Source organism: Citrobacter sp. Cf125 (assembly GCF_030333935.1).
In the GTDB taxonomy this organism is placed as follows: domain Bacteria; phylum Pseudomonadota; class Gammaproteobacteria; order Enterobacterales; family Enterobacteriaceae; genus Citrobacter; species Citrobacter freundii.
Genome location: NZ_JAOWEY010000025.1, coordinates 316,603 through 330,288, shown reverse-complemented (window position 1 = coordinate 330,288; position 13,686 = coordinate 316,603). Strand labels below are relative to the sequence as shown.

The 13,686-nt window shown below is 49.6% G+C and carries 11 protein-coding genes and 1 tRNA gene; 7 read left to right on the top strand and 5 right to left on the bottom strand.

The window, feature by feature from the left end:
- Positions 1-453: 453 nt before the first annotated feature.
- Positions 454-882 (top strand): universal stress protein UspF, encoded by a 429-nt coding sequence (gene uspF, locus OGV89_RS18265; RefSeq protein ID WP_003835732.1) that lies wholly within the window; start codon positions 454-456, stop codon positions 880-882.
- Positions 883-1,360: 478 nt separating this feature from the next.
- Here uspF and torD read toward each other — a convergent pair whose 3' ends face one another.
- Genes torD through torC form a run of 3 tightly spaced genes read right to left on the bottom strand, consistent with a single transcriptional unit; the run spans position 1,361 to position 5,680 of the window.
- Positions 1,361-1,975: a molecular chaperone TorD gene (gene torD / locus OGV89_RS18260; RefSeq protein ID WP_032936924.1), complete on the bottom strand. Its 615-nt coding sequence runs from the start codon at positions 1,973-1,975 to the stop codon at positions 1,361-1,363.
- Complete coding sequence (torA, locus tag OGV89_RS18255; RefSeq protein ID WP_286559071.1) at positions 1,972-4,512, bottom strand: trimethylamine-N-oxide reductase TorA; 2,541 nt, start codon at positions 4,510-4,512, stop codon at positions 1,972-1,974. The genes torD and torA overlap by 4 nt, the downstream gene beginning before the upstream one ends.
- Positions 4,502-5,680 (bottom strand): pentaheme c-type cytochrome TorC, encoded by a 1,179-nt coding sequence (torC, locus tag OGV89_RS18250; RefSeq protein WP_286559069.1) that lies wholly within the window; start codon positions 5,678-5,680, stop codon positions 4,502-4,504. The genes torA and torC overlap by 11 nt, the downstream gene beginning before the upstream one ends.
- Positions 5,681-5,811: 131 nt before the next feature.
- Here torC and torR point away from each other — a divergent pair, with 131 nt between their 5' ends.
- Entirely contained in the window at positions 5,812-6,504 is a 693-nt protein-coding gene (gene torR, locus OGV89_RS18245; protein ID WP_003021912.1) for a two-component system response regulator TorR, read from the top strand.
- On the opposite strand, the gene torT is transcribed toward torR, so the two are convergent.
- The gene (gene torT / locus OGV89_RS18240; RefSeq protein ID WP_057063235.1) at positions 6,477-7,508 is read right to left on the bottom strand and encodes a TMAO reductase system periplasmic protein TorT; all 1,032 of its coding nucleotides are present in this window, start codon (positions 7,506-7,508) and stop codon (positions 6,477-6,479) included. The genes torR and torT overlap by 28 nt on opposite strands.
- Before the next feature lie 82 nt (positions 7,509-7,590).
- Between torT and torS the strand changes: the two genes are divergently transcribed.
- Positions 7,591-10,356, top strand: a complete 2,766-nt coding sequence (gene torS, locus OGV89_RS18235; RefSeq protein ID WP_286559067.1) for a TMAO reductase system sensor histidine kinase/response regulator TorS — start codon at positions 7,591-7,593, stop codon at positions 10,354-10,356.
- Between the two features lie 37 nt (positions 10,357-10,393).
- Here the strand turns inward: torS and OGV89_RS18230 are convergent.
- Positions 10,394-10,470 (bottom strand) — tRNA-Arg (locus OGV89_RS18230).
- Positions 10,471-10,723: 253 nt separating this feature from the next.
- Here OGV89_RS18230 and fimW point away from each other — a divergent pair.
- From fimW to fimZ, 4 genes are all read left to right on the top strand, one after another.
- Positions 10,724-11,317, top strand: coding sequence for a fimbria biosynthesis transcriptional regulator FimW (gene fimW, locus OGV89_RS18225; protein WP_044699458.1), 594 nt, complete (start codon positions 10,724-10,726; stop codon positions 11,315-11,317).
- A 231-nt stretch (positions 11,318-11,548) separates the two neighbouring features.
- A complete protein-coding gene (locus OGV89_RS18220) occupies positions 11,549-11,752 on the top strand; it encodes a hypothetical protein (RefSeq protein ID WP_127785952.1) in 204 nt (67 codons plus the stop codon).
- A complete protein-coding gene (gene fimY, locus OGV89_RS18215; RefSeq protein WP_003021904.1) occupies positions 11,703-12,425 on the top strand; it encodes a fimbria biosynthesis regulator FimY in 723 nt (240 codons plus the stop codon). Before OGV89_RS18220 ends, fimY begins: the two co-directional genes overlap by 50 nt.
- Before the next feature lie 587 nt (positions 12,426-13,012).
- Complete coding sequence (gene fimZ / locus OGV89_RS18210; protein ID WP_003021902.1) at positions 13,013-13,645, top strand: fimbria biosynthesis transcriptional regulator FimZ; 633 nt, start codon at positions 13,013-13,015, stop codon at positions 13,643-13,645.
- Positions 13,646-13,686: the final 41 nt, after the last annotated feature.

The following is a 13,686-nucleotide window of genomic DNA, read 5'->3' as shown; positions in this document are numbered from 1 at the left end:
ATCAAGCGAAGAGAGAAATAAGAATCAGCCAACGGGTAAGTTTGAAGGGGCTCGCATAATTAATGAGAACGAAATGTAAATATCAAATTTCGTTTAAAATTAGAATTTTAAACCAAACATAAAGTTTAATTAACTATTAATCACACAAACATCAGAATAAAAGTTTGATAACGATTAAAAGCTGCTGAAATTAATCCTTTGGCGACAATCGTTATATAATTAAATATATAATGAAAACACATAAAAAAGAACCCTTTTCTGTTTTTCGATTACACGTATTAATGAAGATATCTGTCTTACAATTTTGCTCACATATACATATACGGCCAGACATGCGACACACACATTTCATTGACGCACATTTATGCACGTAACCTTGATCTGGTCACTTATTATACAAAGACAACTTTCGCTACACTCAGAGTAGAGGTAAACAAACAGGAGGTAGTGAATATGTATCGCTCAATTCTGGTGCCCATTGATATCTCTGAAACCGATTTGACTCGCCATGTTGTTCCACAGGTTCAGGCGCATGCCAAAACCGCGAAGGTTCACTTTTTAGCCGTTATTCCTACCGTTCCGTTCTATGCCTCGCTGGGGCTGGCCTACTCTACCGAATTCCCGGACAGAAGTGGTCTGCAGGCCAAGGCCAGCGAAAAACTCGAAGAGATTATTAAGCAGTTCAATATTCCTGCAGGCAGGAGTCAAACTCATGTCGTTTACGGCCCGCCAAAGGATCAGATCCTCAAACTGGCGGAATCAGTAGACGCCGAGCTTATTGTCATCGCCTCACATAAACCCGGTTTTAGCACTTATCTGCTGGGTTCAACGGCAGCAGCCGTGGTACGCCACGCGAAATGTCCGGTGCTGGTTGTACGGTGATAGGGTTAAAACGGGAGCGAATGTGCTAATGCCATTCAGTTCACGAAGATGAAAGACCATGGAAATAACTGGGAGTGGAACAACCATAGCGAGGTCATCGCTTCAACGCCCTAATTTCCAGTTAAATCTGTTTTGCTGTTCAGCGATTTTCAAATAAAAGCGCAGGAGGTCAAGTGTGGACTGGTCCGGCTGAAAATTGCCGACGTGTTTCCGTAAGGCCGGGAGAACCCACAGGGATGCGGGTTCAGGGCGCGTTTTACAGGGATGTTGCCTCGCGCCCGGCCCGGTAGCCTGAAGGAATAAGCGGAGAGTATTGCGCAGCAACAATTTTCCCGCCGGGAGCCGGGATTGTTAAGGGTACGGCGATAGTACCCTTAACACGTTCACAGACAGTATCGTTTCAGAGAAGTGAAAAACATAAGGTGAACGTAGCAATACGACGGAGGCAACAGATTCATTACTGCCGGATGTGCTGCTCTCAGCGCTGATTATCCAGTCTGACCAAAGCCAGCAACAGCTGACTTAGCGCGCCGTAAAAACCAAAGTCATCATACCGACAGCATTTAGTGGTGAACTCCGGTAACCAGCGTAACAGCCCTGCCAGCGTTTCTCTGCGCAACGCATCCACCTGCTGATGACGCGGTCCTGCCTCTGCCAGGGAAAAATGCAGATGGCTCAGCAGTTCGATAAAAATCGCCAGATGATCGGCTGACTCGCTAAACGTATCGCTTACCTGCATGCCCGCATCAGATAATAGTTGTTTAATGACCCCATAGTTTGGCCCTCCTTCAAGATGAGCCGATGCATAGGGTAACGCCGCGTGTTTATCCGACATCAGGAACAGGCTGCAAAAATCAGCCGCCAGTTCCAGGGTAGCGTCTTCCCGCACCTTGAGCGCGGCAATTTTCGCCTCTAGCAGAAGGACCTGCGCCTCAAGCAGAGGCTCGCCTTTGAGCACCGCGAACCACTCAGCCATTTCGCTGGACTGCAAAAGCCCCAGGCTTTCATCGTCACGCTCCCGGGAAAACAACTGCGCCAGCCAGGCGTACACGCAGGCCATTTGTTCTTTTGTCAGGGAGGTGTCTTTCATCATGACTTCACCTGCTCAGCCGGGACATATTCACACTGCGCCACCATTTTTATCGGGCCACTGAACGCCGTCACGTTATCCACCTTGCCGGTATACTTCTCAATTTCCACCAGCGTAGTATGGGCGCTGGTTGCCTGCGCCAGCTGAGACGTGCCGATATCTATCGTTAACACGTTCGGATTGCCGTATTTACACAGCGATCCGGTTTCTCCACCGTTATCAGGGTCGTACCAGGCACCTTCATGGATGCGCGCCACGCCCGGCGAGTAGAGATCGGAGACAACCGCCCCGGCCAGCACTTGTCCACGCGCGTTAAATACACGAACTATATCGCCGTTGCGAATGCCCCTGGCGTTGGCATCCTGTGGGTTAATAAACACCGGCTCTTTGCCACCTACCGCGTAATGCTTACGCAACGCTTCGGACTCGCAGAGCTGTGAATGCAGACGGAAATCCGGGTGGACGGATTGCAGATGCAGCGGCCAACGTTGCGACCCTGGCCCACCGTGTGAACGTTCGATTTTCTCGAACCACATCGGATGCCCCTGGCAATCGTCATATTGCATATCGGCAATGGTTTTCGAATATATCTCGATCAAACCGCTTGGCGTCCCCAACGGTTCAAGGTCGGGATCTTCGCGGAAGGCCTGATGACGAACAAACATCTGCGGATGTTCGAATTCAACGTACTCTTGCTGATTCCAGAAAACGTCGAAGGCCGGAAGATGAACGCCGCGTCCCTTCCCTTGCTGACTTCCTTCCTGCCAGATGCGCTTCAACCAGCCCATCTCATCCAGCCCTTCAGTGAACGCTTCTTCACGGTTAAAGCGGCGGCAAAGATCGCGGAAAATATCGAAATCATTACGCGCTTCAAACTGCGGCTGCACCAACTGCTTCATGGCGATAATTCCGCGGTTGGAGTGGTTGCCATATTGGTCAAGATCGTTACGTTCAAACTGGGTCGTCGCCGGCAATACGATGTCGGCGAATCGACAGGTCGACGTCCACTGATTATCGATGGCGATGACGGTTTCCAGCTTACGCCATCCCTCAATAATGCGATTAATCTGCTGGTGACGATGAAAAGGGTTGGTCCCGGCAAAAACGCACATCTTCAGCGGCGGTAACTTAACGGTTTTGCCGTTCCAGTTAATGATTTTGCCCGGCTCCAGAATCGCATCGATAAAACGCGCGATCGGAATAGTACTGCTGTAGCCCTTATAATCGGTGCTGTCATGCACAGGAGGTACGGTGGTGGAGCCAGAAAAACCGCTCAGGATAATCCCTTTACGCCCCGGGGTGCCCGCACCGTTGTAATGCCAGCCAAAGCCAAAGCCGCCGCCGGGTAAACCGATTTGTCCGAGCATCGAGGCCAGCACCACGATCATCCACGCCCACTGTTCCCCATGCTGCATACGCTGGACGCACCAGCCGGCAATAATTTGCGTTCTGCCGCCCGCCATCTGCCGCGCCAGTTCACGAATCGTATCTGCATCAATTCCGCAGATTTTTTCCGCCCACTGGGCATCTTTAGGCTGTCCGTCACTTTCGCCCAGCAGATAAGGTAGAAATTGCTCAAACCCAACGCTGTAGTTATCGAGGAAATGCTTATCGTAGAGCTTCTCGGTATACAGCGTGTGTGCCAACGCCAGCTGTAGCGGCACATCAGCCTGCGGGTTCACGGCGATGTGCTTAACCTTGTCGCGGCCCAGATAGTCATGCGTTGAGGTGACGACCGGGTCAACGCTGATGACCGAAATCTCACCCCGCGCCACTTTATCCTTCAGTTGCTCGTAGTATTCGTAGACATCATGATCCGGACACCACCAGTTCGCCTGCTGGTTTTTGATGAGATCGGAACCCCACAGCACAATGGTTTTGCTGTTTTCTAGTACCAGCGGCCAGGAGGTCTGCTGTTCATATACCTCCATTGACCCTACCACGCGCGGCAGAATAACCTGAGCGGCGCCGGTGGAATAGTCTCCCCCGGTACTCACGCTGTTGCCATGCAGCGCAATGGCACGTGCCAGCATCCCGGAAGCATTGTGGAACATCCCGGTCGATTGCCAGCCGCTGGCAGTCAGCAGCGCGCTCGGACCATAGGTCTTCTGAATGCGTTCCAGCTCCTGGTAGAAGAAGTCCAGCGCTTCATCCCACGAAACGCGTACAAAACGGTTATCTCCGCGCTGAGTGGTATCGCTCTGATGGCGCTTACGCAACCAGTCCACGCGGACCATCGGGTAGCGAATACGCGCTCCACCGTGTACGTGATCCGGGAGTCCAGCGATCATTTTTGACGGGTATTTATCATGCTCAAACGGTTTGGCCTCAATAAAACGACCATCAACCACGGTGGCACGGATAGCCCCCCAGTGAGAACCGGTCAGAATCCCCTCTTTGACGCCAGTGCCCTGGACTTCTGCGGCGTTGGCGCTACGCGGCGTGAGCAGCGAAGGCCCTAACATACCAGCTACGGTCAAGCCCCCCAACTGCATTAGAAAACGTCGGCGAGATGCCTGAAAGAGATCGTTACTTTTCATTGTTTTCTCCCTTATCGCCATGCGGCTTATCCGTAGTGTCAGAGGCATTCATCTGCAAATATTTCAGTAAGGTACGTTCTTCACGTTTATCCAGACTGGTAAAGCCAATCATGCCGTTCAACGTGCCAATCCAACCGTTAGCATCAAAGTGATCTTTCTCTGGCGCGCCGTGGCATTGGTTACAGGTTCCGTTATAGAGCGAGTCGGCATAAGCCCAGATAGGTTTGATGTCGTTGACCATATCGCCCTTCTGCATCCAGGCGGTGGCCTGCAATTTACTCCATGGCGTATTCGTTTCCGCAACGGTGGTTTGCTCCAGCGTCTTCACGTGCTGCTGGATGTCGCCACGAATGGAAGCCACAAAAATGCGCTTGCCCGGCAGTTGCGCCAACACGCGCTGACGCCCATTACTCTCGGTCCAGCCCACAATTTCAATTTGCAGCCAGTCACCGTCACGCTTTAACACTTTCACTTCAGAAGCGGGCAGCAGTGAGCCTGCAGGTTCTTTATCACCTTTGGCGGCATAAATAGGTTTGATGTCCAGAGAGTAGAGCGTCTCGCCATCATCGTTTGCATTGGCGCGTAACTGGTCAAACTGCTTACGGAAACCGCTGCTCATATCGGGAAGCTGGTGCGCGATTCCTTTATGGCAGTCGATACAGGATTGGTTGTCCTTGGCCGCAATCTTCATCTGCCGCGCAGCTTCAGGATGCTGTTTAGCGTGGTCCATCGCATCATAGTCATGACAAGAACGACAGGTCGCGGAGTTGTTCTCCTTCATTCGCGCCCATTCGCGCTCCGCCAGCTCAGCGCGTTTGGCTTCGAATTTCTCTGGAGTATCAATAGAGTGGGCAACAAAGGTTTGGTAAATATCGTTGCTGGCCTCCAGCTTACGTTTCACCATGCCTGGAATATCGGATGGAATGTGGCAGTCATGACATTCTGCGCGTACCCCGGAGGCATTCTGAAAATGCGCAGACTGTTTATATTCTTCGTAAACCGGCTGCATACTGTGGCAGCTCACGCAAAACTCGGTAGAACTGGTTAATTTAATACCAACGTGCGGCAAGACGATCAGCGCAATACCGACCACAATCCCGATAACGACCAGCGCCAACACTGACCAACGTGCGCTCGGTCTGAGCAGCGCCCTCCATAGTTTCCGCATAATAGCCCCTGTAATCTTATGGTTTAGTTACAGAGGATCTTATTTCTCAAATGTGAACAGCAACACTGGTCAGGATGAATGACTTACGGCACAATGTGAACAGATATGAACAGAAAGAGCACGCCATCAGGATGTCGCATCACATTGTAATTGTTGAAGATGAACCCGTCACCCAGGCGAGGTTACAGGCATACTTTGAACAGGAGGGTTACCACGTCTCGGTCACCGCCAGCGCTACAGGCCTACGTGAAATCATGTCACAACATCCTGTCGATCTTATTCTGTTGGATATCAACCTCCCGGACGAAAATGGCTTAATGCTGACCCGTGCCCTGCGCGAACGCTCAACGGTAGGGATCATTCTGGTGACGGGTCGTAGCGATCAAATTGACCGGATCGTTGGCTTGGAAATGGGTGCTGATGATTATGTCACCAAGCCGCTGGAGCTACGTGAACTGGTGGTTCGGGTTAAAAATTTGCTCTGGCGTATCGATCTTGCCCGCCAGGCACAGCCGGAGACCAAAGATAACTGCTATCAGTTTGCCGGATACTGTCTGAATGTCTCCCGGCATACCCTGGAGTTGGGCGATGAGACGATCAAACTCACCCGCGCCGAGTATGAAATGCTGGTCGCCTTTGTCACCAATCCGGGGGAAATTCTCAGCCGCGAACGTTTACTGCGTATGCTTTCGGCACGACGGGTAGACAATCCAGACTTACGCACCGTGGATGTATTGATCCGCCGTTTGCGCCATAAGCTACGGGCTGATTTACTGGTGACGCAGCACGGCGAAGGTTATTTTTTAGCGGCCGACGTGTACTGATACAGATAAACCGGACGGAACCCGCCAGGAGAAAGTGAGCGCTGAACATGCTGGCTGTCGGCATTTTTCGGGGTGAGCACCAGGATCGGCGGACTGATATTTTCCGGTACCGGTTGCCCTTGTAATACTCTGATAGCCTGTTGAATCGCCAGTTCACCTTGCCAGACCATTTGATCGCTGGCAGCCATAATGATTCTTTCGCGTTTAAGTCCGCGATACACCTGATGCGACAGATAAAAAGAGACAACGGTTAGCGGCGTCCCCTGATTCCGCTTCTCTCCCATCGCTGCTTCCGCTGCAATTGCTGTACCGGCAACCACATCGACATCCGGGTGACGTTCAAGCATCTCTTGTAACAGGTTGCGCTGAACTTCAATATCATTATCCCCCAACGCCACATCCACGATGTGCACCTGACTACCGGCAATCGCCTGACGGAATCCTGCCACCATTTCGCGGCTGCCTCCGGCGTCATCAGGTCCGGGCAATAATAAAACCTTTAACGGTTTTCCCGCGCTCCACTTAACCAGATAGCGGCCTGGCTGGTAACCCATCTGGAACCATGGAACTCCGACCCGTGCTTTCACCGTCGGATCGTGTATCGCATTCACTACCTCAATGACCGGCAACGTACCAACCTGCGCCTGCAAATCCGGAAAAGTCGTTGTGCTGCTGCCCAATAAAATGGCATCCGCTCCCCACTGCTGGCACTGGGCGATTTGTGTTTTTTGCGTGGTGAACTGACGATACCCTCCCGCCTCAAACACCTTCAGGCTTACTCCATATTTTTTTGCTGCCTCAAGCATGCCGTAATTCACTGAAAGCCAGTAGGAATCCTTCAGGCTGGGATACAACGCGCACAGTTTCCAGACTTTGCTTGCAGTAACGTCCGTCTGCGGCACCGAGACTGACTGCCGGGTATCCTGCCAGCGCAGCAGTGCAGACCCGGCCGCGTGACTTAAGCCGGGAAAAAGTGTGATAAGCAGGAAAACCAATACGCGCATGATAGCCTCAACATTGATAAGGCTTTATCCTAGTTGCTTTCCTCTTTTGGACTCAACCTTTTTAATCTGTGGCGACCAGACAGTGAATTTATCTCTGACCAAACGACTGTGGATAGGCTTTGCGCTGATGGCGGCACTGACTCTTATCAGTACGCTGACAGGCTGGTATAACCTGCGTTTTGTCAGCCAGGTTGAGCAGGCCAATACCCAGGCGCTAATTCCAACCATGGATATGGCACGCCAGCTCAGCGAGGCCAGTGCCTGGGAACTGTTTTCAGCACAAAATCTAACCACTGCAGACAATGAAAATATGTGGCTGGCTCAGGGGAGAATGCTAACCGCCCAGAGTCTGAAAATAACCACATTACTCAAAACTCTTCGTGAACAGGGCTTTGATACCTCGGCCATTGAACAACAGGAAAAAGAGATCGCCCAGTCGTTAAGCCATCAGGGGGAGATGGTTGGCGAACGCCTGAAATTACGCGCTCAACAGCAACAACTTAGCCAGAAAATTATTGAGGCCACCGCTGACGTTGCCGAAATGGCGCGCGGCCAGGCCAGCAATGCAGCTACTTCGGCGGGCGCCACGCAGGCAAGCATTTATGATTTAATTGAGAGTCATCAGGGGCAAGCGGCTGAACACGCGTTGGACAGGCTCATCGATATCGATCTGGAATATTATAACCAGATGAATGAGCTGCGCCTGAGCGCGCTACGCGTGCAGCAAATGGTGATGAATCTGGGGAATAACCAGGCGCAGAATAACCTGGCTGCGCTGGAAAGCCAGTTGAATGCCGCCGTCAGAGTGCTTCACCGCCGACAAATACGTATTGAAGATCCAGTGGTGCGCACTCAGGTGGCCGACACCGTCAATACGATTAGCCGTTATATTGAGCTGCTGTCCCTGTATCGCCAGGATAATGACTTCACGACCCAATTGCAGATCTTATCGCAGAATAATATCGAACAATTTACCCGTTTCAGTAGCGAAGTCAGCCAGTTGGTGGAAATCATCGGCCAACGCAATCAAAGCGGACTCGCGCATCTCAAACAGGCCAGCCAGCGCGGGCAACACTTGCTGCTGCTGTTAGGTGGCGTGTCATTATGTTTGCTGATTCTTATACTTTGGCGTGTGGTTTATCGCTCAGTCACACGCCCACTGGCACAGCAAACCCAGGCGTTGCAGCGTCTACTTGAGGGGGATATTGACTCCCCCTTTCCGGAAACCGCAGGCGTTCGCGAGCTGGATACCATCGGGCGGTTGATGGATGCCTTTCGCAGTAGCGTTCACGCCCTCAATAACCATCGCAAACATCTGGCCGCACAGGTTAAAGCTCGCACCGCCGAGCTGCATTCTATGGTATCTGAACACCGGCAGGCCCGTGCAGAAGCTGAAAAAGCTAACCAGGCAAAATCGGCGTTTCTTGCCGCCATGAGTCATGAAATACGCACTCCGTTGTATGGTATCCTCGGCACTGCGCAGTTGCTCTCAGACAATCCAGCCCTGGCACAGCATCGGGAAAATCTACGCGCAATCACCGACTCGGGCGAGTCTCTGCTGACCATCCTCAACGATATCCTCGACTATTCCGCCATCGAAGCCGGTGGAAAGAATGTGGCGATAGGCGATGAGCCTTTTGAACCCAAACCCTTGCTGGAAAGTACGCTTCAACTCATGAACAGCCGCGTTAGCGGTCGCCCGGTCGTGCTGGTTGCGGATTTTGCCGATGACGTTCCCGCTTCCCTGCGTGGCGATCCGCGCCGTATCCGGCAAATCATTACTAACTTATTAAACAACGCACTACGCTTTACCGATCGAGGACACATTATCCTGCGTAGTCGGCGTGAAGATCAGGACTGGTATATTGAGGTTGAGGATACAGGATGCGGAATTGACCCTGCCCGTCAGCACGATATTTTTCAGCCGTTCGTTCAGGTAAGCGGTAAACGCGGAGGAACCGGGCTCGGACTCACCATCAGCGCCAGTCTCGCCAAGGCAATGCAGGGAGAGCTAAGCGTTACCAGCACACCCGGCGTCGGGAGTTGTTTCCAGCTGCGTCTGCCATTGCGGGCAACCACAATGCCCGTCATTAAACCCGCACAACGCTCCATATCGTTACAGGGCTTACGCTTATTGCTTATCGAGGATAATCCTCTTACGCAGCGCATCAGCACAGAAATGCTCACTCTCAATGGCGCACAGGTCACCGCTGTCGACTGTGCCGAGGAGGCGTTAAGCCTGTTGCGGGAAGATGCCAGCTTTAATGCTGCTCTGGTTGATTTCGATCTTCCTGATATCGACGGGATCACGCTGGCACAGCAGTTAGCCCACGACTATCCGGCACTTAACCTGATCGGCTTTAGCGCACACGTCATCGACGAAACACTAAACCAAAGAACCAGCACCCTGTTTCTCGGCATTATTCAAAAACCGGTTCCCCGGGATGAACTCAGTCGACTTATTACGCATTATCTGCACGCCAACGAGTCTCTCCCGCTTGCATCAGACAATAACAACAAACGGTTAGATTTTCAGCAATTGGCTGGGGATATCCAGGTCATGGGATGGCAAAAGGTGCACGAATGGTTAGCGCTCTTTAAGCAACACGCCCTTCCTTTATTAGATGAAATTGACACGGCGCGAGATTTAAATAAGCGCGAGCAGATAAAACGTCTGGCACATCAGCTCAAAAGCAGCTGCGCCAGCATGGGAATGCGCTCAGCCAGCACGATGTGTGTAGCACTTGAACAGCAGCCGTTGGGTGATTTTTCACTCAGAGAGGAGATCCAACAAAGTCTTTATGAGGTAGAACGTTGGCTGGAAGCAGAAAAACCGTCCCGCGCGTAACGGTGCGTTGAAGCTGAGCATAGGGACTAACTTTGAATGGTACGCCCTGTAGGATTCGAACCTACGACCTACGGCTTAGAAGGCCGTTGCTCTATCCAACTGAGCTAAGGGCGCATTGCGAAGTGATTACTTCATGCAGATGAAACGCGTGAATTATACGGTCAGCGCCTGCTGAGTCAATGCCTTTTATTTCAGTTGCTGGCGAAGTGTACGAATGTTGATTTTTTCTGCTTGTTCAAGGGTATCCAGGAAATCACCTGGTAACAACTCAGCCCACGAAACGCCAGATTTAAGGATACATGTATTTAGAATATTTATGATTTTGCTTAACATTCCCTTACCCCTCCAGTGGTTCAGGAACTCTTTAATGTTAAGTATCGCCATCAAGGAAGAAAACAGTCACTTCGAACATGGACTGAAAATCATCATCTCCCATCTGTCAAATCAGTGGCATCAGGAGATCTGCTTTTTACCTGTCGAGAATATCGATCGCGCTGACATCGCGTTTATCTCCCTGGATGAAGATTGGCTCAGCGCCGATTGCTATCAGATTCCGATCCATACCCGCCGCCAACACCGGGTTGTCATCTGCAACAGAAATGATAAAGATAAGCTGATGTTCCGGCCCTGCCTGTACATGTTGCCGTTGATCTATCGGGAAGATGACGTTGAGGAAATGACTAAAAAATTAGTCCCCATCCTGCAAAAACGTGCGCTGCGCAACAACGTGCCTGCAACTATCTGCCATTACTGCACTACCCGCAACTTTTCTGTCGACGAACGCAAGTTTTTAATGTTTCTCGCCAGCGGGTATACCTTAGCCGAAACGGCTCACCTACTCTCAATAAGCGATCTTCAGGCCAAAGCGACCCGCCGCGGCATAATGAAAAAGCTGCATGTGAAAAACGATCAGCAATTCTTAAGATACATCCGCGCCCATCTGAATTTTCTACAAAATTAGACGGGGTATCTCTGCCTAATTTTTATTGAGAAATATCTCATCCTCGATTAAGTATCGACTCCTACTGTACCTATCCGCAGACTGCCAGAATAATCCAGCCATACTATTTCCGGGGTAACAGAAAGACACACCCGGTAATATTTTATCTAATATCAGAGAGAGGTTGAACTGGATAAAACGATCTTTTGGGCATTGAGTAAGACATCAGAAAACTTCCGGCAGATTATTCTGATGGGATACGCAATTGCCAGTCTGATGATTGTTGAAGTACTGAAACCCAACGGCACAAGGACATTGACCTTTACGCTGGCAAAAATTTGGGTCAGGGATGTTTATAGTCAGCAATTTATCCAGACCTGCCGCAACAGAAATGGAATGGAAAAGGATGCACAGCGCAAAACGCCGGGACCGCTATCGCCGCATACGAAACACTAACTGTACCTGGCAATATCCCCACTGTACCTCACAAGTATTTGACAGGCTCGAGTATCTGGCGCAAAAACTCGAATACACATTACCGGACGACACTATATCTCAGGCGATAATTACAACAGACTACTACCTGGCCTATGCGTTAAGTCGACATTTATTCTCAGGCACACGTACGGCGGTCTTCCAGAGCGTTGAGTCGGCCTTACCCAGCATGCAAGAACCAGTAATTAGCCAGTTAGTGATTGACATAGAAAGCTTAACACTCCCCTATTTCGATATACTTGAACGTTTGCGCCAGCTAATTAAGCAGCGTAATGACATCCAGATCTTCATAATGCTTTCAAGTCGTGATGAAGACCTGACTACCTTTATTTCACTATCCGGTCCATTTTATATCCTATCACGCAATTTACGCCTTCCGGAGGTGCGTCACGCCTTATTATCGCCGGTTCCTGACTATATTCATTCCAGACGCATAAATCAGCTCGATTGGGAGATGATTGCCTTACTTTTACAAGGTAACTCCTTAAAAAAGATTGCATTGTTACAAACACAACCTTACCACCGTATCATCTATCGCCTGAACCAATTGATTACGCGCCTGGGGTTACCCAGCAGACAACGCTTTTTGCATCTGATACACCGCCTCAACGTTACCTCTCTTCATTTAATTTAACACCATAACCCTATGTGCGATAAGATTTTTTAGGAAACTACTTATTCTTGAATAAGAAAAAAGATCTAATTTTTACAAATATTTAATATTTACAACTATTCCTGGTATTATGCTTGGTGCCACTGTCACACTTAACCTTACTGATTCTGTGCATTTCAATATAAAAAAGCCTAATTGCAGCCTTAACAAAACCTAAACAATTGGTTTATTGTATCGTTTTTACTATTTAAAAAAAATTTTCAATCTGCCATAATTCGAACTGCAGATAAATAATACCAATAGTCATTAACACATCTGGATCTTTCAGAATATCCTAACTGACATTAACAACCGGGATGTTGTAAGTCTTTTCCGAAAGAACAGAGCAGGTATAATCCCCACAGTTTCCTGATTAATTGTTAGTTTTCCCGGTGTGAAATGGATTTTCCACAAATTCATTGTTCTGCAGAAGAACAACCGAATAAACAAGGATGAAATAATATTTATTCGGTTTTCCCGCAGAACAACTCTTGGCTATTTGACAATATTATAACGCCTGATGTTTTATCAAATTCGCAAGATACGCAAACAGTTTGAGGCATACAACAATGAAACCAGCATCCGTTATCATTATGGACGAACACCCTATTGTCAGAATGTCGATAGAAGTACTACTCGAGAAAAACAGTAATATTCAGGTAGTATTGAAAACCGACGACAGCCGTACGGCAATAGAACACCTGCGCACATACCCGGTCGATCTTGTCATCCTGGATATTGAACTACCTGGTTCGGATGGATTTACATTACTCAAGAGAATAAAGTCTCTGCAGGAGAAAACTCGGGTGCTGTTTCTCTCTTCCAAATCGGAGTCTTTTTATGCCGGGCGTGCTATCCGGGCCGGTGCAAATGGTTTTGTCAGTAAACGAAAGGATCTCAATGATATCTACAATGCAGTAAAAATGATTTTATCGGGATATTCTTTTTTCCCGTCGGACACCCTTAATTTCATTAACAATATAAACGCACAAAAAGGTGTGCTGAATGACATGCCGCTCTCTAACCGCGAGGTTACGGTTTTGCGTTATCTGGCAAACGGTCTGTCCAATAAGGAAATTGCTGAACAGTTGTTACTCAGCAATAAAACGATTAGCGCTCACAAGGCGAATATCTACTCCAAGCTCGGGTTGCACACCATCGTTGAGCTGATCGATTATGCAAAAATGCATGAGTTAATGTAATAACACTCCCGGCGAGATGTCGTTCGGGAGCGTTTTGTCAG

Bases quoted from the DNA above. Each gene is read 5' to 3' on its own strand.
- uspF (WP_003835732.1), top strand. From the start codon at position 454: ATGTATCGCTCAATTCTGGTGCCCATTGATATCTCTGAAACCGATTTG.
- torD (WP_032936924.1), bottom strand. From the start codon at position 1,975: ATGATGAAAGACACCTCCCTGACAAAAGAACAAATGGCCTGCGTGTAC.
- torA (WP_286559071.1), bottom strand. From the start codon at position 4,512: ATGAAAAGTAACGATCTCTTTCAGGCATCTCGCCGACGTTTTCTAATG.
- torC (WP_286559069.1), bottom strand. From the start codon at position 5,680: ATGCGGAAACTATGGAGGGCGCTGCTCAGACCGAGCGCACGTTGGTCA.
- torR (WP_003021912.1), top strand. From the start codon at position 5,812: ATGTCGCATCACATTGTAATTGTTGAAGATGAACCCGTCACCCAGGCG.
- torT (WP_057063235.1), bottom strand. From the start codon at position 7,508: ATGCGCGTATTGGTTTTCCTGCTTATCACACTTTTTCCCGGCTTAAGT.
- fimW (WP_044699458.1), top strand. From the start codon at position 10,724: ATGTTAAGTATCGCCATCAAGGAAGAAAACAGTCACTTCGAACATGGA.
- OGV89_RS18220 (WP_127785952.1), top strand. From the start codon at position 11,549: ATGGGATACGCAATTGCCAGTCTGATGATTGTTGAAGTACTGAAACCC.
- fimY (WP_003021904.1), top strand. From the start codon at position 11,703: ATGCACAGCGCAAAACGCCGGGACCGCTATCGCCGCATACGAAACACT.
- fimZ (WP_003021902.1), top strand. From the start codon at position 13,013: ATGAAACCAGCATCCGTTATCATTATGGACGAACACCCTATTGTCAGA.